This is a genomic window from Pseudomonas sp. GW821-FHT10C09 (genome assembly GCF_059415465.1).
Window position 1 is genome coordinate 201,464 of sequence record NZ_JBWKNG010000011.1, and the last position, 22,350, is coordinate 223,813.

The 22,350-nt window shown below is 60.2% G+C and carries 17 protein-coding genes; 12 read left to right on the plus strand and 5 right to left on the minus strand.

What is annotated here, in order from left to right; all coding sequences use genetic code 11:
- The first annotated feature begins 240 nt into the window (after positions 1–240).
- From rnr to AC07N8_RS13865, 11 genes are all read left to right on the plus strand, one after another.
- On the plus strand, positions 241–2,871 hold the full coding sequence (rnr, locus tag AC07N8_RS13815; RefSeq protein ID WP_493144065.1) for a ribonuclease R: 2,631 nt from the start codon (positions 241–243) through the stop codon (positions 2,869–2,871).
- Positions 2,868–3,635 carry a 23S rRNA (guanosine(2251)-2'-O)-methyltransferase RlmB gene (rlmB, locus tag AC07N8_RS13820; RefSeq protein WP_322270397.1) on the plus strand — a complete coding sequence of 256 codons (768 nt, stop codon included), beginning with the start codon at positions 2,868–2,870 and terminating at the stop codon, positions 3,633–3,635. The genes rnr and rlmB overlap by 4 nt, the downstream gene beginning before the upstream one ends.
- A gap of 304 nt (positions 3,636–3,939) precedes the next feature.
- Positions 3,940–4,362: a 30S ribosomal protein S6 gene (gene rpsF, locus AC07N8_RS13825; protein ID WP_003217491.1), complete on the plus strand. Its 423-nt coding sequence runs from the start codon at positions 3,940–3,942 to the stop codon at positions 4,360–4,362.
- Positions 4,363–4,390: 28 nt separating this feature from the next.
- Positions 4,391–4,621: a 30S ribosomal protein S18 gene (gene rpsR, locus AC07N8_RS13830; RefSeq protein ID WP_002551829.1), complete on the plus strand. Its 231-nt coding sequence runs from the start codon at positions 4,391–4,393 to the stop codon at positions 4,619–4,621.
- Positions 4,622–4,657: 36 nt separating this feature from the next.
- Positions 4,658–5,551: a YybS family protein gene (locus AC07N8_RS13835; RefSeq protein ID WP_027921974.1), complete on the plus strand. Its 894-nt coding sequence runs from the start codon at positions 4,658–4,660 to the stop codon at positions 5,549–5,551.
- 19 nt (positions 5,552–5,570) lie between these two features.
- Positions 5,571–6,017: a 50S ribosomal protein L9 gene (rplI, locus tag AC07N8_RS13840; protein WP_003197251.1), complete on the plus strand. Its 447-nt coding sequence runs from the start codon at positions 5,571–5,573 to the stop codon at positions 6,015–6,017.
- Positions 6,018–6,139: 122 nt separating this feature from the next.
- Positions 6,140–7,534: a replicative DNA helicase gene (gene dnaB / locus AC07N8_RS13845; protein WP_007947521.1), complete on the plus strand. Its 1,395-nt coding sequence runs from the start codon at positions 6,140–6,142 to the stop codon at positions 7,532–7,534.
- A 242-nt stretch (positions 7,535–7,776) separates the two neighbouring features.
- The gene (locus AC07N8_RS13850) at positions 7,777–10,080 is read left to right on the plus strand and encodes a YgiQ family radical SAM protein (RefSeq protein ID WP_123435898.1); all 2,304 of its coding nucleotides are present in this window, start codon (positions 7,777–7,779) and stop codon (positions 10,078–10,080) included.
- 403 nt (positions 10,081–10,483) lie between these two features.
- Complete coding sequence (locus AC07N8_RS13855; protein ID WP_493144067.1) at positions 10,484–13,759, plus strand: transglutaminase family protein; 3,276 nt, start codon at positions 10,484–10,486, stop codon at positions 13,757–13,759.
- Positions 13,760–13,847: 88 nt separating this feature from the next.
- The gene (locus tag AC07N8_RS13860; protein WP_493144070.1) at positions 13,848–16,334 is read left to right on the plus strand and encodes a circularly permuted type 2 ATP-grasp protein; all 2,487 of its coding nucleotides are present in this window, start codon (positions 13,848–13,850) and stop codon (positions 16,332–16,334) included.
- Positions 16,334–17,224: a transglutaminase family protein gene (locus AC07N8_RS13865; RefSeq protein WP_493144072.1), complete on the plus strand. Its 891-nt coding sequence runs from the start codon at positions 16,334–16,336 to the stop codon at positions 17,222–17,224. The genes AC07N8_RS13860 and AC07N8_RS13865 overlap by 1 nt, the downstream gene beginning before the upstream one ends.
- Positions 17,225–17,356: 132 nt before the next feature.
- Here AC07N8_RS13865 and AC07N8_RS13870 read toward each other — a convergent pair whose 3' ends face one another.
- Together AC07N8_RS13870 and AC07N8_RS13875 are read right to left on the minus strand one after the other, a co-directional pair.
- Positions 17,357–17,545, minus strand: coding sequence for a hypothetical protein (locus tag AC07N8_RS13870; protein WP_007947526.1), 189 nt, complete (start codon positions 17,543–17,545; stop codon positions 17,357–17,359).
- Positions 17,546–17,613: 68 nt separating this feature from the next.
- Complete coding sequence (locus tag AC07N8_RS13875; protein ID WP_123435902.1) at positions 17,614–18,201, minus strand: cytokinin riboside 5'-monophosphate phosphoribohydrolase; 588 nt, start codon at positions 18,199–18,201, stop codon at positions 17,614–17,616.
- 344 nt (positions 18,202–18,545) lie between these two features.
- Between AC07N8_RS13875 and azu the strand changes: the two genes are divergently transcribed.
- Positions 18,546–18,992, plus strand: a complete 447-nt coding sequence (gene azu / locus AC07N8_RS13880; RefSeq protein ID WP_493144074.1) for an azurin — start codon at positions 18,546–18,548, stop codon at positions 18,990–18,992.
- Positions 18,993–19,151: 159 nt separating this feature from the next.
- Here azu and nadE read toward each other — a convergent pair whose 3' ends face one another.
- The 3 genes from nadE to AC07N8_RS13895 form a co-directional block, all read right to left on the minus strand.
- Positions 19,152–19,979, minus strand: coding sequence for an NAD(+) synthase (nadE, locus tag AC07N8_RS13885; RefSeq protein ID WP_493144076.1), 828 nt, complete (start codon positions 19,977–19,979; stop codon positions 19,152–19,154).
- A gap of 4 nt (positions 19,980–19,983) precedes the next feature.
- Complete coding sequence (pncB, locus tag AC07N8_RS13890) at positions 19,984–21,210, minus strand: nicotinate phosphoribosyltransferase (RefSeq protein ID WP_493144078.1); 1,227 nt, start codon at positions 21,208–21,210, stop codon at positions 19,984–19,986.
- 189 nt (positions 21,211–21,399) lie between these two features.
- Positions 21,400–22,311, minus strand: coding sequence for a LysR family transcriptional regulator (locus AC07N8_RS13895; RefSeq protein ID WP_027921965.1), 912 nt, complete (start codon positions 22,309–22,311; stop codon positions 21,400–21,402).
- Positions 22,312–22,350: the final 39 nt, after the last annotated feature.

Consider the following 22,350-nt stretch of genomic DNA (forward strand, 5'->3'; position numbering starts at 1 on the left):
TTCACCATCTGGGCAGTATCGGCAACGCGTCTGCGTCGTCGATGGCGCGCACTATACGGAGCGTCTTTTTAACTGTAAACCCCCGACATCAAAAAAACCTGGAAAATTTTACCAGTGGTCTTCAAATCAGCGTTGCGATGTCGATAAAGGGCTTTAGAAGGGCTGTCATAGCTTGAAATTTCCCGTTTCATTACGCCTATGCCAAACTAACCCGCATATAGACAAGGTGAAAACTCTCTAATGGCCGATTGGCAGTCCCTCGATCCCGAGGCCGCTCGTGAAGCGGAAAAATATGAAAACCCTATTCCTAGCCGCGAACTGATCCTTCAGCACCTTGCTGATCGAGGTTCGCCTGCTAACCGCGAGCAACTGGTCGAAGAGTTTGGTCTGACCACAGAAGACCAGATCGAAGCCCTGCGTCGCCGCCTGCGCGCCATGGAGCGCGACGCTCAACTCATCTATACCCGTCGCGGCACTTATGCGCCGGTGGACAAGCTCGACCTGATCCTGGGCCGCATCAGCGGTCACCGTGACGGCTTCGGCTTCCTGGTCCCGGATGACGGCAGTGACGACCTGTTCATGAGCCCGGCGCAAATGCGCCTGGTCTTCGACGGCGACCGTGCGCTGGCCCGCGTATCCGGCCTCGACCGTCGCGGTCGCCGTGAAGGCATGATTGTCGAAGTGGTGTCCCGTGCTCACGAAACCATCGTCGGTCGCTACTTCGAAGAAGGCGGCATTGGCTTCGTCGTTGCGGACAACCCGAAGATCCAGCAAGAAGTGCTGGTCACGCCGGGTCGCAATGCCAACGCCCAGGTCGGCCAATTCGTTGAAGTGAAGATCACTCACTGGCCGACACCACGCTTCCAGCCGCAAGGCGACGTGGTCGAGGTCGTGGGTAACTACATGGCGCCGGGCATGGAAATCGATGTCGCCCTGCGCACCTACGACATTCCTCATGTCTGGCCTGAAGCGGTCTTGAAAGAAGCCGCCAAGCTCAAGCCGGAAGTCGAAGAGAAAGACAAAGAGAAGCGCATCGACCTGCGTCATCTGCCGTTCGTGACCATCGACGGTGAAGATGCGCGCGACTTCGATGACGCGGTTTACTGCGAATCCAAGCCGGGCAAGCTGCGCCTGTTCTCCGGCGGCTGGAAGTTGTACGTGGCGATTGCCGACGTTTCCAGCTACGTGAAGATCGGTTCGGCCCTGGACAACGAATCCCAGGTTCGCGGCAACTCGGTGTACTTCCCCGAGCGCGTCGTGCCGATGCTGCCTGAGCAGCTGTCCAACGGCCTGTGCTCGCTGAACCCGCACGTCGACCGTCTGGCCATGGTTTGCGAGATGACCATCTCCAAGTCCGGCGAAATGACCGACTACTGCTTCTATGAAGCGGTGATTCACTCCCACGCCCGCCTGACCTACAACAAGGTCAGCGCGATGCTGGAAACGCCGAAACTCACCGAAGCGCGTCAGCTTCGCGGCGAGTACAACGACGTTCTGCCTCACCTCAAGCAGCTGTATGCACTGTACAAAGTGCTGCTGGCCGCTCGTCACGTGCGTGGCGCGATCGATTTCGAAACGCAGGAAACCCGGATCATCTTCGGGACCGAGCGCAAGATTGCCGAAATCCGTCCGACCGTTCGTAACGATGCGCACAAGCTGATCGAGGAATGTATGCTGGCGGCCAACGTGGCCACCGCTGAATTCCTGAAAAAGCACGAAATTCCTGCGTTGTATCGCGTTCACGATGGTCCGCCACCGGAGCGTCTGGAAAAACTGCGCGCCTTCCTCGGCGAGCTCGGCCTGTCCCTGCACAAAGGCAAGGACGGCCCGTCGCCGAAGGATTACCAGGCCTTGCTGGCAAGCATCAAGGACCGTCCGGATTTCCACCTGATCCAGACCGTCATGCTGCGTTCGTTGAGCCAGGCGGTGTACAGCGCTGATAACCAGGGCCACTTCGGCCTGAATTACGAAGCCTATACCCACTTCACCTCGCCGATCCGCCGCTACCCGGACTTGCTCACGCACCGGGCGATCCGCAGCGTGATCCATTCCAAGCAGGACACCCCGCACGTTCGTCGTGCTGGCGCGATGACCATTCCGAAAGCGCGGATCTATCCGTACGACGAAGCGGCGCTGGAGCAGCTCGGCGAGCAGTGCTCGATGAGCGAGCGTCGTGCCGACGAAGCGACCCGCGACGTCGTGAACTGGCTCAAGTGCGAGTTCATGAAAGACCGCGTGGGCGAGTCGTTCCCGGGTGTGATCACCGCCGTGACCGGTTTTGGCCTGTTCGTCGAGTTGACCGATATCTACGTCGAAGGCCTGGTGCACGTCACCGCGCTGCCGGGCGATTACTACCACTTCGATCCGGTTCACCACCGCTTGGCGGGTGAACGTACCGGTCGCAGCTTCCGTCTGGGCGACACCGTTGAAGTGCGCGTCATGCGCGTTGACCTCGACGAGCGCAAGATCGACTTCGAGATGGCTGAAAAAACCATCAGCGCGCCAATTGGCCGCAAGAAGCGCGGAACCGAAACAACCGCTCCGGCTGCTAAAACTGCCGCAGAACCGGCGCCGGCAAAAACCGGTCGTCGTCCTGCCAAGGAAAAGGCTGTCGAAGCCTATCGCCCAAGCGATGCCGCGGCGAAAAACGCCGAACTGCGTAAAAGCCGTGAAATGAAGCAGGCGTTGCTGTCTGAAGCGAAAAGCGGCGGTAAAGCGGCGTCTGGGGGAAAGACCGGACGGTCGGCGCCTGACAAGGCCCCCGGCGGCAAGCCAGCAAAACCGAGCAAACATCGTAAAGGCCCGCCAAAAGCGGGCGCTGCTCCAGCCGGAAGAAGCGGCGGGGCGCGTAAACCTAAGGCTAAACCATGAGTCAGTTGGAAAAGATCTACGGCGTGCACGCGGTAGAAGCATTGCTACGCCACCACCCGAAACGCGTCAAGCAGATCTGGCTGGCTGAAGGCCGCAGCGAGCCGCGTGTACAGGCGCTGATCGCGCTAGCGAATGAAAATCGCGTGCCCGTCGGCAACGCTGAGCGTCGCGAACTCGACGCTTGGGTTGATGGCGTGCACCAGGGCGTGGTGGCGGACGTGAGTCCGAGCCAGGTCTGGGGCGAGGCGATGCTGGACGAGTTGCTCGATCGCAGCGAAGGCGCACCGCTGTTGCTGGTGCTCGACGGCGTGACCGATCCGCACAACCTCGGCGCTTGCCTGCGTTCGGCCGATGCGGCCGGTGCGCTGGCGGTGATCGTGCCCAAGGACAAATCAGCGACGCTGACCCCGACGGTTCGTAAAGTGGCCTGTGGCGCGGCGGAAGTGATTCCGTTGGTCGCCGTGACCAATCTGGCGCGCACCCTGGAAAAGCTCAAGCAGCGTGGCTTGTGGGTTGTCGGTACGGCGGGCGAGGCTGAGCAGAGCCTGTATCAGCAAGACATGACCGGCCCGACCATCCTGATCATGGGTGCGGAAGGCAGCGGCATGCGTCGCCTGACCCGCGATCTTTGTGATTACCTGGTGCACTTGCCGATGACTGGCAGCGTCAGCAGTCTCAACGTCTCCGTGGCGACCGGCGTCTGCCTGTTCGAAGCCCAGCGCCAGCGCAGCGTCAAAGCTGCGGCGGGCGGCAAAAAGTCTTAAGCCGGTTGTAATCCCTGTGGGAGCGAGCCTGCTCGCGAAAGCGGAGTAACATTCAGCATCAATGTTGAATGTTATGCCCCCTTCGCGAGCAGGCTCGCTCCCACAGTGGTTTGTGTCTGGGGAAGATCGGTGATTGTTCAAATAATCACCAATTGCCTTGCACCTCTCCTGTCCCTTCTCTACAATTGCGCCCCTTGCTGTGACGGCAGGCACGCATGTGTCTATCGCAAGCAAGTCCATAAGTGTCATTCACTCCTTGTCTGACCGCTTTTGAGCGGCAGGCTACAACCCGTAAGGAGCATTCATGCGTCATTACGAAATCATCTTTTTGGTCCACCCGGATCAAAGCGAGCAAGTCGGCGGCATGGTAGAGCGTTACACCAAGCTGATCGAAGAAGACGGCGGCAAAATCCACCGTCTGGAAGATTGGGGCCGTCGTCAACTGGCCTACGCAATCAACAATGTTCACAAGGCTCACTACGTGATGCTGAACGTTGAGTGCACTGGCAAGGCCCTGGCCGAGCTGGAAGACAACTTCCGCTACAACGATGCAGTGATCCGTAACCTGGTCATCCGTCGCGAAGAAGCCGTTACCGGCCAATCCGAGATGCTCAAGGCTGAAGAAAACCGCAGTGAGCGCCGTGAGCGTCGCGACCGTCCTGAGCACGAAGGCGCTGAAAGCGCTGATAGTGATGACAGCGACAACAGCGATAACGCTGACGAGTAATCCACGGACCTTTTAAGGAGCCTATCAAATGGCACGTTTCTTCCGTCGTCGTAAATTCTGCCGCTTCACCGCTGAAGACGTGAAAGAGATCGATTACAAAGATCTCAACACTCTGAAAGCTTATGTATCCGAGACCGGCAAAATCGTTCCAAGCCGCATCACCGGTACCAAAGCACGTTATCAGCGTCAGCTGGCCACCGCTATCAAGCGCGCCCGCTTCCTGGCCCTGCTGGCCTACACCGACAGCCACGGCCGCTGAGACCGGGCAGTCGACACGTAGCAAAGGATTGAATGCATGCGCGCCATAGCTGAGTTCATCATGCGCGGCCGCATGCAGGCCACTCTCGTAGTGGCTGGATGCGTAACATTGCCGTTGTTGTATTGGTTGGGTGCTGCCGCGGGATGCCTTGTGCTTCTGCGGCGCGGATTGAAGGACGCCCTTGGCGTTCTTGCCCTGGGAATGCTGCCGGCGTTGATCTGGTGGCTTTACTCGGATGACCCTCGGGCACTTCTGGTGCTGCTGGGTTCTTCGAGCCTTGCGTTGGTTTTGCGCGCAAGCGAATCCTGGGACCGCGTGCTGCTGGTCAGCATAGCGATGGGAGTGGTGTTTTCGGTGGTGCTGGGGGCGACGTTTGGTCCCCAAATCGAGATGCTGGCGCAGGCTTTGATAAAAGTCATGCCGTCGCTACTCGGTGATGTCTACGAGAAGTTGTCGGTAGACGAGCAAGCGCATTTTGCGTCCCTGATTGCACCGGTCCTGACCGGCCTGATTGCGGCCTTGTTGCAAATCGTCAGTGTGCTGAGCCTGCTTGTCGGGCGCTACTGGCAGGCGTTGTTGTACAACCCGGGTGGTTTTGGTCGCGAGTTTCGCGCCATCCGATTCCCGTTTTTGCCGGCGATGTTGCTGCTGGCGTGCATGCTTCTGGGGCCGAACATCGGTCCGCAGATGGCCATGTTAACGCCGTTGTGCAGCGTACCGCTGGTGTTCGCCGGGCTGGCCCTGATTCACGGGCTGGTGGCGCAAAAGCGACTGGCCAGATTCTGGCTGGTGGGGTTGTACGTCACGCTGTTGCTGTTCATGCAGCTGATCTATCCGTTGCTGGTGGTCTTGGCCATCGTCGACAGCCTGATTGATTTTCGCGGTCGTTCGGCACCGAAAGATGCCGATAACGCGAACGGTGAAGGTTAAAAGTTAAGAGGATTTTCACATGCAACTGATCCTTCTGGAAAAAGTCACCAACCTGGGCAACCTGGGTGACAAAGTGAACGTTAAGGCTGGTTACGGTCGTAACTACCTGCTGCCTTACGGCAAAGCTACCGCTGCGACCGCTGCCAACCTGGCTGCGTTCGAAGAGCGTCGCGCTGAGCTGGAAAAAGCCGCAGCAGACCGTAAAACTTCGGCTGAAAGCCGTGCCGCCCAACTGGCTGAGCTGGAAGTGACTATCACTGCCACCGCCGGTGACGAAGGCAAGCTGTTCGGTTCGATCGGCACCCACGACATCGCTGATGCACTGACCGCCTCTGGCGTTGAAGTTGCAAAAAGCGAAGTTCGTCTGCCGAACGGCACCATCCGCAACGTAGGCGAATTCGACGTAGCCGTGCACCTGCACGCTGAAGTTGAAGCCACCGTACGCGTTGTCGTGGTAGCAGCTTAAGTAGTACTTGTCGGCTGGCACCCTCGGGTGCTTGCCGGTAACATCGGGCACGATCCTGTTTACAGGTCGTGCCCTTTGTCTTTCTGCAGTTCCTGATTTTCACACACTCAATTCAAGTGGCCATGAACGATATCTCCGCACCCGAGCAATACGATCTGCAAACCGCTTCCCTGAAGGTGCCGCCGCACTCCATCGAGGCCGAACAGGCCGTGCTCGGTGGTTTGATGCTGGACAACAACGCCTGGGAACGCGTGCTCGATCAAGTGTCGGATGGCGATTTCTATCGACATGACCACCGCCTGATCTTCCGCGCGATCGCCAAGCTCGCCGACCAGAACTCCCCGATCGACGTCGTGACCCTTGCCGAGCAATTGGACAAGGAAGGTCAGACCTCGCAAGTCGGCGGTCTCGGTTACCTTGGCGAACTGGCGAAAAACACGCCGTCCGTCGCCAACATCAAGGCATATGCACAGATCGTTCGTGCGCGGGCCACGTTGCGTCAGCTGATCGGCATCGCCACCGAGATTGCCGACAGCGCCTTCAACCCGGAAGGCCGTACGGCTGAAGAAATTCTCGACGAAGCTGAACGGCAGATCTTCCAGATCGCCGAGGCCCGGCCAAAAACCGGCGGCCCGGTGAGCGTGAACGACCTGCTGACCAAAGCTATCGACCGCATCGACACCCTGTTCAACACCGACAACGCCATCACCGGCCTGTCCACTGGCTACACCGACCTCGACGAGAAGACCAGCGGCCTGCAGCCGTCCGACTTGATCATCGTCGCCGGCCGTCCGTCCATGGGTAAAACCACCTTTGCGATGAACCTGGTGGAAAACGCCGTGTTGCGCAGCGACAAGTGCGTCCTGGTTTACTCGCTGGAGATGCCAGGCGAATCGCTGATCATGCGTATGTTGTCGTCCCTGGGCCGTATCGACCAGACCAAGGTCCGTGCCGGTCGCCTCGACGACGACGATTGGCCGCGCCTGACTTCGGCGGTCAACCTGCTCAACGACCGCAAGCTGTTCATCGACGATACGGCCGGTATCAGCCCGTCGGAGATGCGTGCGCGGACCCGTCGCCTGGTGCGTGAGCACGGCGATGTTGCCCTGATCATGATCGACTACCTGCAATTGATGCAGATTCCGGGCTCCGGCGGCGACAACCGGACCAACGAGATTTCCGAGATCTCCCGTTCCTTGAAAGCCCTGGCCAAGGAATTCAACTGCCCGGTGGTGGCGTTGTCCCAGCTCAACCGCTCCCTGGAGCAACGACCGAACAAACGCCCGATCAACTCCGACCTCCGGGAATCCGGAGCGATCGAGCAGGATGCTGACGTGATCATGTTCGTGTACCGGGACGAGGTTTATCACCCGGAAACCGAGCATAAAGGCATCGCCGAAATCATCATCGGTAAACAGCGGAACGGTCCGATCGGTACGTCACGACTGGCGTTCATCGGCAAGTACACCCGTTTCGAAAACCTCGCGCCGGGCAGCTACAACTTCGACGACGAATAACAAATGTGGGAGCGAGCTTTTGTGGCGAGGGAGCTTGCTCCCGCTTGAGTGCGCAGCACTCACCAGATTTTGGGGCCGCTTCGCAGCCCAGCGGGAGCAAGCTCCCTCGCCACAAAAGCCTATGCTGCCTTCAGATCTTCAAATAAGCGCCAGCGCAATTTCCGACCATAGCCGTCGGAATTGGTTATTTTTTGTGCTATATTCCGCGCCCGCGATTTTTCATCTCAACACCGGTCATCGTCATGCAAACAGCCAAGCCGTTATTTGACTATCCCAAGTACTGGGCCGAATGTTTCGGTCCAGCGCCATTCCTGCCGATGAGCAGGGAGGAGATGGATCAGCTTGGCTGGGATTCATGCGACATCATCATCGTCACCGGTGATGCATACGTTGACCATCCGTCGTTCGGCATGGCGATCATCGGCCGGCTGCTGGAGTCGCAAGGCTTCCGCGTCGGGATCATTGCCCAGCCGAACTGGCAGTCCAAAGACGACTTCATGAAGCTCGGCGAGCCGAACCTGTTCTTCGGTGTCGCGGCCGGCAACATGGACTCGATGATCAACCGCTACACCGCCGACAAGAAAATCCGTTCCGACGACGCCTACACCCCCGGCGGCCTGGCGGGCAAGCGGCCGGACCGTGCGAGCCTGGTTTACAGCCAGCGCTGCAAGGAAGCCTACAATCACGTGCCGATCGTGCTCGGTGGCATCGAAGCTTCCCTGCGCCGCATCGCCCACTACGATTACTGGCAGGACCGGGTGCGCAACTCGATCCTGATCGACGCCTGCGCCGACATCCTGCTCTACGGCAACGCCGAGCGTGCGATCGTCGAAGTCGCCCAGCGTCTGTCCTACGGTCACAAGATCGAAGACATCACCGACGTGCGCGGCACCGCGTTTATCCGTCGTGATACGCCCAAAGACTGGTACGAAGTCGATTCCACGCGTATCGACCGTCCGGGCAAGGTCGACAAGATCATCAACCCGTACGTGAACACCCAGGACACCCAGGCCTGCGCCATCGAGCAGGAAAAAGGTCCGGTTGAAGATCCGACTGAAGCCAAGGTCGTGCAGATCCTGGCCAGCCCGAAAATGACCCGCGACAAGACGGTGATTCGTCTGCCGTCGGTAGAAAAAGTCCGTGGCGACGCCGTTCTGTACGCCCACGCCAACCGCGTGCTTCACCTTGAAACCAACCCGGGCAACGCCCGTGCGCTGGTGCAGAAGCACGGCGAAGTCGACGTCTGGTTCAACCCGCCGCCGATTCCGATGACCACTGAAGAAATGGACTACGTGTTCGGCATGCCGTATGCGCGCATTCCGCACCCGGCGTACGGCAAGGAAAAGATCCCGGCCTACGACATGATCCGCTTCTCGGTGAACATCATGCGTGGCTGCTTCGGCGGCTGCACCTTCTGCTCGATCACCGAGCACGAAGGCCGGATCATCCAGAACCGTTCCGAAGAGTCGATCATTCGCGAAATCGAAGAGATCCGCGACAAGGTGCCTGGTTTCACCGGCGTCATCTCCGACCTCGGCGGCCCGACCGCGAACATGTATCGCATCGCCTGCAAGAGCCCGGAAATCGAATCCGCGTGCCGCAAGCCGTCGTGCGTGTTCCCTGGCATCTGCCCGAACCTGAACACCGACCACTCGTCGCTGATTCAGCTGTACCGCAGCGCCCGTGCCTTGCCGGGCGTGAAGAAGATTCTGATCGCTTCCGGCCTGCGCTATGACCTCGCGGTCGAGTCGCCGGAGTATGTCAAAGAGCTGGTGACCCACCATGTCGGTGGTTACCTGAAGATCGCCCCGGAACACACCGAGGAAGGTCCGCTCAACCAGATGATGAAACCGGGCATCGGCAGCTATGACAAGTTCAAGCGCATGTTCGAGAAGTACTCCAAGGAAGCCGGGAAAGAGCAGTACCTGATTCCGTACTTCATCGCCGCCCACCCGGGCACCACCGACGAAGACATGATGAACCTGGCCCTGTGGCTCAAGGGCAACGGCTTCCGTGCCGACCAGGTGCAGGCGTTCTACCCGTCGCCCATGGCCACCGCCACCGCGATGTACCACTCGGGCAAGAACCCGCTGCGCAAGGTCACTTACAAGAGCGACGCCGTGACCATCGTCAAGAGCGAAGAGCAGCGTCGCCTGCACAAGGCGTTCTTGCGTTATCACGACCCGAAAGGCTGGCCGATGCTGCGTGAAGCGCTGACCCGCATGGGCCGCGCCGACCTGATCGGGCCGGGCAAGAACCAGTTGATCCCGCTGCATCAGCCGGCGACCGACAGCTACCAGAGTGCCCGTCGCAAGAACTCGACACCGGCCGGCAGTCACAAGGTTGCAGGGGAAAAGACCACCAAGATCCTGACCCAGCATACCGGCCTGCCACCGCGTGCCAGTGATGGCGGCAACCCGTGGGACAAGCGTGAACAGGCCAAGGCGGCGGCGTTCGCCCGCAACCAGCAGGCGGCCAAGGAGCGCAAGGACGCGGCGAAAGGCAAGGGCCCTAAGCCTGCTCGTAAGCCGGTTGTACCGCGCTAAACCTCGCTAGAGCTGAACAGAACGCCAACCTTCGGGTTGGCGTTTTGCGTTTCTGAGCCACAGAAAACGCGGCGCCGGGCCGGAAGTTGATTTGGGGCAACTGGCCCTTTCGCGAGCAGGCTCGCTCCCACAGTGGGATCATGTTTTTTCAGTGAAATTGCAGCTCACCGCAGATCCCCTGTGGGAGCGAGCCTGCTCGCGAAGGGGCCAGTCCCGCCGCAACAAAACCCGACTGAAGCCCGCCGCTCGCAACATTTGCGTGCAACTGCCCCCAACCAATTTCCCGCATCGCCCGATTTTGGTGCTGTACTGCCTCAAGCAAATGGAGAAAGCGCCAGCGATGCCGCGATGGCATAAGTCTTGCGCGCTTTCGATAACGCTTAGGGCTCGCAGGAGGCACGCCGTGTCGATTCATGTCGCATTGCACCACGTCACGCATTACCGCTACGACCGCGCCGTCGAGCTCGGTCCGCAGATCGTTCGCCTGCGCCCGGCCGCCCACAGTCGCACGCGGATACTGTCCTATGCGCTGAAAGTCTCGCCCGAGCAGCACTTCATCAACTGGCAACAAGACCCGCAGGGCAATTACCTGGCGCGGTTGGTGTTTCCGGAGAAAACCGATGAGCTGCGGATCGAAGTCGATCTGCTCGCAGAAATGGCGGTCTTCAATCCCTTCGATTTCTTCCTTGAGCCCTACGCGGAAAAAATCCCGTTTGCCTACGCCGCCGACGAGCGCAAGGAATTGGCGCCGTACCTGGAAACCCTGCCCCTGACGCCGAAGTTCAAGGCCTATCTGGACGGCATCGATCGCACGCCGCTGCCCAGCGTGGATTTCCTCGTTGCGCTCAACCAGCGCCTGAGCGAAGACATCGGTTACCTGATCCGCATGGAACCGGGCGTACAGACCCCTGAGCACACCCTCGAACACGCGTCCGGTTCCTGCCGCGACTCGGCGTGGTTGCTGGTGCAACTGCTGCGCAATCTCGGCCTGGCCGCGCGCTTCGTCTCCGGTTACCTGATTCAGCTGACCGCCGACGTCAAAAGCCTCGACGGTCCGTCCGGCACTGACGTGGATTTCACCGACCTGCATGCCTGGTGCGAAGTCTATTTGCCCGGTGCCGGCTGGATCGGCCTGGACGCGACCTCAGGGCTGTTTGCCGGCGAAGGCCACATTCCGTTGGCGTGCAGCCCCGATCCGGGCTCTGCGGCGCCGATCAGTGGCCTGGTGGAGCCGTGCGAGTGCGAGTTCACCCACGAAATGTCCGTGGAACGGATTTGGGAGGCCCCTCGCGTCACCAAGCCTTACACCGACGATCAATGGCTGGCGATCCAGGCGCTGGGCCGGCAGATCGATGCCGACCTGCTGGAAGACGATGTGCGCCTGACCATGGGCGGCGAGCCGACCTTTGTTTCCATCGATGACCCGGACGGTGCCGAGTGGAACACCGCGGCGCTCGGGCCGGACAAGCGTCGACTCTCCGCCGAACTGTTCCAGCGCATGCGCAAACACTACGCCCTCAAGGGCCTCGTGCACTTCGGCCAGGGCAAGTGGTACCCCGGTGAGCAGCTGCCGCGTTGGTCATTGAATTGCTATTGGCGCCGCGACGGCGTGCCGATCTGGCACAACAGCGGGCTGATCGCCGATGAGCAGGAAGACTACGGCGCCGATGGCGCACTGGCCGGTCGGTTTCTGGCGAGTGTCGCCGAACGACTGAAAATTCCGACACGCTTCGTGTTCCCTGCCTACGAAGACAATTTCTATTACCTCTGGCGCGAAGGCACATTGCCGCAGAACGTCAGCGCCGAAGATTCACGACTGGAAGAGCCGCTGGAGCGTGCACGTCTGCGTAAAGTCTTCAGCCAGGGACTGGATAAAGTCATCGGCCAGGTCCTGCCTTTGGCGCGCACCGCCAAGGGTGATCAATGGCAAAGCGGTCGCTGGTATCTGCGTGACGAGCATTGCCGGCTGGTGCCGGGGGATTCGCCGCTGGGTTATCGCCTGCCGCTCGGCTCGCAGCCTTGGGTGAAAGCGGCCGAGTATCCGTTCATTCACCCCAACGACCCGAATCAGGCATTCCCCGCGCTTCCCGACACCATGGCGTTGAACAGTCCGGGCACGCCGGCGGAAGCGGTTGAGCGCGAGCCGAAAATCGACGAGTCCGCCGACTGGCTGACGCGCACGGCGTTCTGCGCCGAAGCCCGGGAAGGGCGGTTGTACTTGTTCATGCCGCCACTGGAGCGGGTCGAGGACTATCTGGAACTGGTCACCGCCATCGAGGCCACTGCCGAAGAACTGCATTGCCCGGTGTTGCTGGAAGGCTATGAACCGCCAAGCGATCCGCGCCTGAGCAACTTCCGCATCACCCCAGACCCGGGCGTGATCGAGGTCAACGTTCAGCCGTCCGCGACCTGGGACGAGTTGGTCGAACGCACCGAGTTTCTGTACGAAGAAGCGCGCCAGACCCGACTGACCACCGAAAAATTCATGATCGACGGCCGGCACACCGGCACCGGTGGCGGTAACCACTTCGTGCTCGGCGGCGCGACCCCGGCCGACTCGCCGTTTCTGCGCCGTCCCGACCTGCTGCGCAGCCTGATCAGCTACTGGCATAACCACCCGTCGCTGTCTTACCTGTTTTCCGGATTGTTCATCGGCCCGACGTCTCAGGCGCCGCGTGTCGATGAAGCGCGCAACGATGCGCTGTATGAACTGGAAATCGCCTTCGCCCAAATGCCTGCACCGGGCGAGGAGTGCGCGCCATGGCTGGTGGATCGGCTGCTGCGCAACCTGCTGATCGACGTGACCGGCAACACCCACCGCGCCGAATTCTGTATCGACAAACTCTATTCGCCGGACGGTGCGACCGGACGCCTTGGCTTGCTGGAATTGCGTGCGTTTGAAATGCCACCGCACGCGCGCATGAGCCTGGCTCAGCAATTGTTGCTGCGAGCGCTGGTCGCACGGTTCTGGCGTGAGCCGTATGCGCCGCCGAAGCTGGCGCGCTGGGGCACGGAGCTGCACGACCGGTTCCTGTTGCCGCACTTTATCGAACAGGATTTCGCTGACGTCATTGTCGACCTGAATGCGGCTGGTTATCCGGTGCGGGCCGAGTGGTTTGCCGCGCATCTGGAGTTCCGTTTTCCCAAGGTCGGTGATTACGCGGTCAGCGGCATCGAACTGCAACTGCGTCAGGCGCTGGAGCCGTGGCATGTGCTGGGCGAGGAGGGCGCGGTCGGCGGTACGGTGCGCTATGTGGACTCGTCGCTGGAGCGCTTGCAAGTCAAGCTCACCGGCCTGCCACCGCAACGTTACCTGCTGACCTGCAATGGCATTCCGGTGCCGTTGCAACCCACCGGCCGGGTTGGCGAGTTTGTCGCCGGCGTGCGTTTTCGCGCCTGGCAACCGGCCAACTGTTTGCAACCGACCATCCCGGTCCATGCGCCGCTGGTGTTCGATCTGCTCGACACCTGGATGCAACGTTCGCTGGGCGGCTGCCAGTACCACGTGGCCCATCCGGGCGGGCGCAACTACGACAGCTTGCCGGTGAACGCCAATGAGGCCGAGAGCCGGCGAATGGCGCGGTTTTTCCGCATCGGCCATACGCCGGGGAAACTGCCGGTGCCGACTGTGGAAATCAACGACGAGCTGCCGATGACGCTCGATTTACGACGCTTCTAAGTCGTACGCGACGCTCGGATTTTTCGTCTATCCGGGTGTCATGAGCGTGCGTTAGTCTGACCGTTCTTTGCTGTCTGCCGAGCTTTCCATGCCTGACCTGCTTGACCGCTACCCGCTGACGGCGGGCACTTATCACGAACTGCTCGACGACAGCGGCGCTGTACGCCCGCACTGGCGTCGGCTGATCGACCAATTGCAACGCAGCACGCCTGCGCAATTGGTGCAGCGTCAGGCCTTGCTGACCCGGCAGATCCAGGAAAACGGCGTGACCTACAACGTTTATGCCGATCCCAAAGGCGCGGACCGACCGTGGGAGCTGGATCTGTTGCCGCATGTGATTGCGGCGGATGAATGGGCGCAGTTATCGGCAGGGATCGCTCAACGGGCGCGCCTGTTGAACGCGGTGCTGGCGGACCTGTACGGCCCGCAACGCTTGATCGCCGAAGGTCTGTTGCCGGCAGAACTGGTGTTCGGTCACAACAACTTCCTCTGGCCCTGTCAGGGTATTGCGCCGCCCGACGGGGCTTTTCTGCATCTGTACGCCGTCGACCTGGCGCGCACGCCCGATGGCCGCTGGTGGGTCACCGCAGACCGGACTCAAGCGCCGTCCGGTGCCGGTTACGCCCTGGAAAACCGCACTATCGTGTCCCGGGCATTTCCCGAGCTGTATCGCGATTTGAAAGTGCAGCATCTGGCCGGGTTCTTCCGCACGCTTCAGGAAACCCTGGCTCGGCAAGCGCCTCGCGATGACGAAGCGCCGCTGATCGTGTTGCTGACGCCGGGACGCTTCAACGAAAGCTATTTCGAACACCTGTACCTGGCGCGACAGCTCGGTTACCCGCTGGTGGAGGGCGGCGACCTCACGGTGCGCGATGCCACGGTCTACCTGAAAACCCTGAGCGGCTTGCGCCGGGTCCACGCGATCATGCGTCGGCTCGACGATGACTTCTGCGATCCGCTGGAACTGCGCACTGATTCGGCACTGGGCGTGCCGGGGCTGCTCGAAGCCGTGCGACGGGGACGGGTATTGGTGGCCAATGCCCTTGGCAGCGGCGTGCTGGAGTCGCCGGGACTGCTGGGCTTTCTGCCGAAGATCAACCAGTTCCTGTTCGGCGAAGAACTGATCCTGCCGTCCATCGCGACCTGGTGGTGCGGCGAGGCGCCTGTGCTGGCTCAGGCGCTGGAAAAACTGCCGGAATTGTTGATAAAACCGGCCTTCCCGTCACAAAGCTTCGCGCCTGTGTTTGGCCGTGATCTGAGTGAAAAACAGCGTCAGGTCCTGGCCGAGCGCATGCAGGCACGGCCTTATGCCTATGTGGCGCAAGAAATGGCCCAACTGTCCCAGGCGCCGATCTGGCAGGCCGAGGACGGTCAATTGCAACCGAGGGCCATCGGTATGCGCGTCTACGCCGTGGCCAGCCATGACGGCTACCGGGTTTTACCGGGCGGCCTGACCCGCGTGGCGGCAGAGGCAGACGCCGAAGTGGTGTCGATGCAGCGCGGCGGTGCAAGCAAGGACACGTGGGTACTGGGGGATCGTCCGCCCAGCGGCGAGCAATGGAAAACCCAGCGTACGATTGGTGTGCATGACCTGGTAAGGCGAGACCCTTATCTGCCTTCGCGGGTGGTGGAAAACCTGTTCTGGTTCGGCCGCTATTGCGAGCGTTGCGATGACAGCGCGCGACTGCTGCGGATCATGCTGGCGCGCTACGTGGACGGCGATGATCCACAGGCCTTGCAGGCCGCCGTAGATCTCGGTGAACGGCTGAACCTGTTGCCCGATGAAGGCGAGTTGCCGGAGCGTTTGTTGGCCGCCTTGCTCGGTGACGATTGGCCATTCAGCCTGCGCTCCAACCTGCAACGCTTGCAGTGGGCGGCCTCGCAAGTGCGCGGCAAACTCTCGCGGGAAAACTGGCAGGCGCTGGTGGAGTTGCAGCGCGAGGCCATGGAACTGGAAACCGAAGAGCCTGACTTTGGCGAGCTACTGGATTTCCTCAACCGCCTGGTAATGTCGCTGGCGGCGCTGTCAGGTTTCGCCCTGGACGACATGACTCGCGACGAAGGCTGGCGTTTCCTGATGATTGGACGACGGATCGAGCGCCTGCAATTTCTTAGCGCCAGTCTGGCCGCGTTTCTACGCGGGGCTGGGGCCTTCGACCAGGCCGGGCTGGAATGGCTGCTGGAGTTGGGCAACAGCAGCATCACCTACCGTTCGCGGTATCTGGCGGTGGCGCAATTGCTGCCGGTGCTCGATTTGTTGCTGCTCGATGAGCAGAACCCTCACGCCGTGCTGTTCCAGTTGAAGCTGGTGACGCGGACCCTGAAACGCTTGAATGACGACTTTGGCGTGCCACGCGAAGCCGGTTTGCCGCGGTTGGTGGAGCGGCTGGCACAGTTCGATCTGGGCTGCCTGGAAAACGCCTTGTTCGGCGAAGCCAGCGTTCGCGCTGCGCTCGATGGGCTGGCCGATATGCTGCAAGAGATTGCCGACGCCAGTGGCCAAGTGTCGGATCGCCTGGCCCTGCGCCATTTCGCCCATGTTGATGATGTCAGCCAGCGTACGGTGTCCGTCTGATGAGTGCCCACTACCAGATTTTCCACGACACCCATTATCACTATGACAGCCCGGTCTCATTGGCCCAGCAACTCGCGCATCTCTGGCCACGGCCCTGCGCCTGGCAGCGTTGCACGGCCAGGCAATTGCAGATCAGTCCCGACCCGACCACGCGCCGGGATGAGCTGGATGTGTTTGGCAATCCGCTCACACGCCTGGCCTTTGAGCGTCCGCACGATGAATTGCTGGTCAATGCCAGCCTGACAGTGGAGGTCTTGCCCCGACCCGAGCTCGACTTCAATCAGTCGCCGCCCTGGGAAGACACCCGCCATGCGTTGACCTACAGCAGCCAGCCGCTGTCACCCGACATACTGGAAGCCTGTCGTTATCGGTTCGAATCGCCTTACGTGCATTTGAAGCGCAATTTTGTCGAGTTCTCCGAGAGCTGTTTTCCGGCGGGGCGGCCGTTGCTGTGGGGTGTGCAGGCACTGATGGAGAAAATCTTCAGCGAATTCACCTTCGACGCCGAAGCGACCCAAGTGGCGACGCCGTTGGTGGAAGTGCTGGAGCGCCGACGCGGGGTCTGTCAGGACTTCGCCCACCTGATGCTCGCGTGCGTGCGTTCCCGGGGTCTGGCGGCGCGCTATATCAGTGGTTACCTGCTGACTCAGCCACCGCCCGGCCAGCCGCGATTGATCGGCGCGGATGCGTCCCACGCCTGGGTCTCGGTGTTTTGCCCGGTGCTGGGCTGGGTCGATTTCGACCCGACCAACAACGTTCAGCCGGCACTTGAGCACATCACTCTGGCCTGGGGCCGGGATTTCTCCGATGTCTCGCCGTTGCGTGGGGTGATTCTGGGGGGCGGTACTCATGACCCGGAAGTGCGCGTCACCGTGATGCCACTGGATTAACGCAAATCCCCTGTAGGAGTGTGTTCTTGGGATTGGGGTATTTCAGAGGGGACTGTGAGGGTCAGCAAAAGTAACTGCTGACCCTGGACACAGATCCGGTGGGCCTGATCAGATCATCCGGCCCTGAGGGTCTCAGGCGTCGGGCGCCTGATCTTTCGGTGCTTCAGTTTCGTCTGTAGCCACTTCGCCTTCGGCATCCGGGTTCAGTGCTGCTGCTTCTTCTTCAGCTGTAGCTTTCTTGCGCTGAAGCTTTTCCTCTTTCTTCTGCTCCTTGGCCAAGTCTCTCTGACGTTTGGCGAAGGAATAATTAGGTTTAGCCATGGGCGATCCTCTGGGGTCGAAGGTGAGGTTGAGCGGCGCATATTCTGCCCTGTATCGGTGCCGAGCCGTTAGCTGGGTTTTTGATCGGTCCATTTTGGCAGGACCGACGGTTGCCAGGCGTCCAGGGCATCGAGCAGGGTTTGCGGTGATTCGCTCACTTGCAGCATGTCACGGTGCGGTGCGCGAACGAAGCCTTCGCCGACGATATGATCAAGAAAACCGGTCAATTTGCTGTAGAAACCGTTCACTTCCAGCAGGCCGAGCGGCTTGCCGTGATAGCCGAGCTGGCCCCAGGTCCAGACTTCGAACAGTTCTTCCAGCGTGCCGAGGCCACCGGGCAGCGCGATAAACGCGTCGCTGAGTTCAGCCATCCGCGCCTTGCGCGCATGCATGCCGTCGACCACTTCCAGGCGCGTCAGGCCGCTGTGGCCGATTTCCTTGTCCTTGAGGCTTTGCGGGATGATCCCGATCACTTCACCGCCGGCCGCGAGTGCCGCATCGGCCACAATCCCCATCAGGCCGACGGCGCCGCCGCCATAGACCAGGGTCAGATTGCGTTTGGCCAAGGCGCGTCCCAAGGCAACCGCCGCTTCACGATAGGCGGGGTGGGTGCCGGTGCTGGCGCCGCAAAATACACAAACAGACTTCAAAGACATGCGTTTCTCCAGGGTCGGGATGACCACAGAGTAAAGGCAGGTCAGCTACGCTCCAAGGGTTAAACCTCGCGCCGAGGTGTTTCATAGGTGCCGCTGGCACCACAGGCGTAGGCGGCAAGCAAACTGCACAACAGGCTATTCAAGGACATGACAGGCGCTCCAGGTAGAGGACGATGGCCTGATGATAGGGCCGGGCCAGACGCCTGGCTGGTAGATTGTTTCGATAGGTGTCATAGCGCTAAAGTTGTATACAATTTTTGATTCAAGTCATAGGAACTTGCGAAGTTTTCAGGCAGTCTTCTGTCCATTCGCACTTTTCGTTAACCCTGCCTTGGAGATTCACCATGTTTGCCAAACTTGTTGCGGTATCCCTGCTGACACTGGCCAGCAGTCAATTGATGGCTGCTGAATGCAAGGTCACCGTCGACTCCACGGACCAGATGTCCTTCGATACCAAGGGCATCAGCATCGACAAGAGCTGCAAGACGTTCACCGTGGATCTGAAACACTCCGGCAGCCTGCCGAAGAACGTGATGGGCCATAACTGGGTGCTGAGTAAAACAGCTGACATGCAGCCGATCGCCACCGACGGCCTGGCTGCCGGTATCGACAAGAACTACCTGAAAGAAGGTGACGAGCGCATCATCGCCCACACCAAAATCATTGGTGCTGGCGAAACGGATTCGGTGACCTTCGACGTGTCGAAGCTGGCGGCGGGCGAAAGCTACGGCTTCTTCTGCTCGTTCCCAGGCCACATCTCGATGATGAAAGGCACCGTAACGCTGAAGTAAATCGAGCTCATAAAAAAAGCGTCCACGTGGGACGCTTTTTTTGTGCCCGGCATTTGACCGGGTCATCGTTCTTCGCGAGCAGGCTCGCTCCCACAAGGGCAGCGCAATACCTGTGGGAGTGAGCCTGCTTGCGAAGGCGTCATCACTGGCGCCACAGACTCAAGGCGCAAACGGCATCACCCGCTTGTGATGCGTCTTCTTGTAAGTCTCGCAAATGATCTTGAACGCTTCCTCACGCACCGGCTCACCGTGCAGGAACGCATCAATCTCGGCATAGGTCACGCCGTGGGACGCTTCGTCCGGCTTGCCCGGCGACAGGTCTTCCAGATCAGCTGTAGGGATTTTCTCCACCAGCGATTCCGGCGCACCAAAGCTGCGAGCAATATTGCGAACCTGATTCTTCACCAGCCCACTCAACGGTGCCAGGTCGCAGGCGCCATCACCGAACTTGGTGAAGAAACCCATCACCGCTTCCGCCGCATGGTCGGTGCCGATCACCAGGCCATGGGCCGCGCCGGCGATGGTGTACTGAGCGACCATGCGCATGCGCGCCTTGGTGTTGCCAAGCACGAAATCCACCGAGACCGCGTGCTTGCCTTCGAAGGCCGCGACTTCATTGGCCAGGGATTTGACCGCCGGACCGATGTTCACGGTGTGGCGTTCGTCCGGGGCGATGAAATCCACCGAGGCCTGAGCGTCGTGTTCATCGAACTGAGTCTCATATGGCAAACGCACGGCGATGAATTTGTAACTCTTGTCGCCGGTGCGCTGACGCAGTTCGCGCATCGCGCGTTGGGCCAGCAGGCCGGCGGTCAGGGAGTCGACGCCACCGCTGATGCCCAGCACCAGGGTCTTGAGCCCGGAATTGACCAGGCAATCCTGAATGAAACTCACCCGCCGGGCGACTTCTGCCTCAAGGGCGGCTTCGTCGGCAAACGGTGGTTGAACATTGAGCTGCTCAGCAATCTCACGCTGTACGGCTTGCATGAATTCACTCCTTGCTAGATGTGCTTGAAAGGGCGGCAGGTACTTTGAACACGTGTCGCAAATAGGCGACGAAATTCGGGTCTTTACAGTGAGTCTTGCCAGGCTCATCAGAAATCTTTGCCACGGGCTGGCCGTTGCAGGCCGTCATTTTAAGCACGATGCTCATCGGTTCGACACCCGGAATATCACAGGTCAGGTGAGTGCCGATGCCAAAGCTGACATTGATCCGGCCCCGCAGCGCGCGGAATATCTCCTGCGCCTTGGGCAGCGTCAGGCTGTCGGAGAATGTCAGCGTCTTGCTCATCGGGTCGATGCCGAGTTTGTGATAGTGGGCGATGGCCTTTTCCGCCCATACCACCGGATCACCCGAATCGTGGCGCAGGCCGTCGAAAAGCTTGGCGAAAAACAGATCGAAATCACCGAGGAACGCATCCATGGTGATGCAGTCAGTCAGGGCAATCCCCAGCAGGCCACGGTACTCGCGCACCCAGCAGTCGAGCGCGGCAATTTGACTGTCGATCAGCCGCGGCCCCAGTTGCTGGTGGGCCATGATCCATTCGTGGGCCATGGTGCCCAGCGGTTTCATGTCCAGTTCCCGGGACAGGTGGACGTTGCTGGTGCCGACGAAGCGCCCGGGGAAGTCGTGCTTGAGCACGTTCACCACTTCTTCCTGTACGCGGTACGAAAAGCGACGACGTGTGCCGAAATCGGCGACCTGCAACTCGGACAATTCGTCGCTGCTGGCGTTGGCGGCCAGCCAGTCGAATTTGCGGTACAACTGTTCGCGCGCCTGTTCCAGGACGATTTCCCGGTAGCGATAGCGGTTGCGCACTTCACTGACAATCGCCAGCAGCGGCACTTCGAACAGAATCACATGCAGCCACGGCCCGCGCAGGCGGATGAACAACTCGCCGTTTTCGATGCCGGTGTGGATGTAGCGCAGGTTGAAGCGGAACAACCCGAGAAACCGCAGGAAATCCGGCTTCAGAAAACTGATGCGCTCCAGAAAACCCAATTGATCAGGGCTCAGGCTCAACTCGGCAAGACGCTCGATCTGGAAACGGATCTCGGCCAGGTAGGGGCGCAAATCTTCACTGTTGCGGCAACGAAACTCCCATTCGACTTCGACGTTCGGGTAGTTGTGCAGCACCGCCTGCATCATCGTCAGTTTGTAGAAGTCGGTGTCGAGCAGGTTCTGCACGATGCGATCGCCAAACACGCTCTCGCTCATAACGGGGATCTCCGCATTGAATGGGGGTAGTGGCGCATATCAGTGGCAGGGATTGCCAGCGATTTTTTGGACAACGCAGATCCCTGTGGGAGCGAGCCTGCTCGCGAAAGCGTCGGCACATTCAACATCTGCATGACTGACAGACCGCTTTCGCGAGCAGGCTCGCTCCCACAGGGTTTGAGTGAAACTTTAGATTTGTGCCCCGTCCGGGCTATCAATCTGCTCCAGCATCCATTTCACAAAATCGCGCACCTTGGGCACTTCCGCCGAATGCTCGGGATACGCCAGGTAATAGGCATCCGTGCTCGGCATCGCGTGTTTCCAGGGGATGACCAATTTGCCGTCGGCCAATTCCTCTTCCACCAGAAACCTTGGCAGCAGCGCTACACCGCAGCCGACCTGGGCGGCGCGGATGCACATGTAAAAGGTTTCAAAGCGCGGGCCGTGGTAGCTGTGCTCGGTGTGGTAGCCCTGACTGTCGAACCAGTCGTGCCAGGCCTGCGGGCGGGAAGCGTTTTGCAGCAGGACCAGGTCGGTGAGTTGCGTCGGGTCAGTGAACGGCTTGTCGGGGAGGCTGCCCGGTGCGCAAACCGGCACCAGTTCCTCGCCGAACAGCTTCAGGCATTCGGTGCCGGGCCGTGAGCCTTGGCCGAAGTAGAACGCCAGATCGCTGCGACCTTGCAACAAATCGTCGGCTTCCTGTTCGCTGCACAGGTCCAGATGGATCGACGGATGGCGCAGGCGCCAGCCTTTCAGGCGGGGCACCAGCCAGCGTGCACCGAAGGTCGGTGGGGTAGAGACGCGCAAGACTTCAGTTTCACCGCCGTAGGAACGCAGGTAATGGGTCGACATCTCGACCTGAGTGAGGATTTTTCGTACTTCCACCAAGTACAAATCACCGGCCGGAGTCATTTGCAGGCGTCGGCGCACACGGCGGAACAACAAGTGCTGCAACAATTCTTCAAGTTGCGCGACCTGTTTACTGACCGCGCTCTGGGTCAGGTTCAGCTCTTCGGCGGCCCGGGTGAAGCTCAAATGCCGGGTCACGGCCTCGAAACACTGCAGTGCTGTGATCGACGGCAGGTAACGTTTATTCAGCATGGGTAGTCCTTTTTCTTGTTTCTTTCTTACCAGCAATTC

What these genes read in the sequence shown, in the direction of transcription:
- rpsF (WP_003217491.1), top strand. Translation starts at nt 3,940, where the DNA reads ATGCGTCATTACGAAATCATCTTTTTGGTCCACCCGGATCAAAGCGAG.
- AC07N8_RS13875 (WP_123435902.1), bottom strand. Translation starts at nt 18,201, where the DNA reads ATGTCTTTGAAGTCTGTTTGTGTATTTTGCGGCGCCAGCACCGGCACC.
- AC07N8_RS13835 (WP_027921974.1), top strand. Translation starts at nt 4,658, where the DNA reads ATGCGCGCCATAGCTGAGTTCATCATGCGCGGCCGCATGCAGGCCACT.
- AC07N8_RS13850 (WP_123435898.1), top strand. Translation starts at nt 7,777, where the DNA reads ATGCAAACAGCCAAGCCGTTATTTGACTATCCCAAGTACTGGGCCGAA.
- rlmB (WP_322270397.1), top strand. Translation starts at nt 2,868, where the DNA reads ATGAGTCAGTTGGAAAAGATCTACGGCGTGCACGCGGTAGAAGCATTG.
- nadE (WP_493144076.1), bottom strand. Translation starts at nt 19,979, where the DNA reads ATGCAAGCCGTACAGCGTGAGATTGCTGAGCAGCTCAATGTTCAACCA.
- rplI (WP_003197251.1), top strand. Translation starts at nt 5,571, where the DNA reads ATGCAACTGATCCTTCTGGAAAAAGTCACCAACCTGGGCAACCTGGGT.
- AC07N8_RS13865 (WP_493144072.1), top strand. Translation starts at nt 16,334, where the DNA reads ATGAGTGCCCACTACCAGATTTTCCACGACACCCATTATCACTATGAC.
- azu (WP_493144074.1), top strand. Translation starts at nt 18,546, where the DNA reads ATGTTTGCCAAACTTGTTGCGGTATCCCTGCTGACACTGGCCAGCAGT.
- rnr (WP_493144065.1), top strand. Translation starts at nt 241, where the DNA reads ATGGCCGATTGGCAGTCCCTCGATCCCGAGGCCGCTCGTGAAGCGGAA.
- AC07N8_RS13895 (WP_027921965.1), bottom strand. Translation starts at nt 22,311, where the DNA reads ATGCTGAATAAACGTTACCTGCCGTCGATCACAGCACTGCAGTGTTTC.
- rpsR (WP_002551829.1), top strand. Translation starts at nt 4,391, where the DNA reads ATGGCACGTTTCTTCCGTCGTCGTAAATTCTGCCGCTTCACCGCTGAA.
- dnaB (WP_007947521.1), top strand. Translation starts at nt 6,140, where the DNA reads ATGAACGATATCTCCGCACCCGAGCAATACGATCTGCAAACCGCTTCC.
- AC07N8_RS13870 (WP_007947526.1), bottom strand. Translation starts at nt 17,545, where the DNA reads ATGGCTAAACCTAATTATTCCTTCGCCAAACGTCAGAGAGACTTGGCC.
- pncB (WP_493144078.1), bottom strand. Translation starts at nt 21,210, where the DNA reads ATGAGCGAGAGCGTGTTTGGCGATCGCATCGTGCAGAACCTGCTCGAC.
- AC07N8_RS13860 (WP_493144070.1), top strand. Translation starts at nt 13,848, where the DNA reads ATGCCTGACCTGCTTGACCGCTACCCGCTGACGGCGGGCACTTATCAC.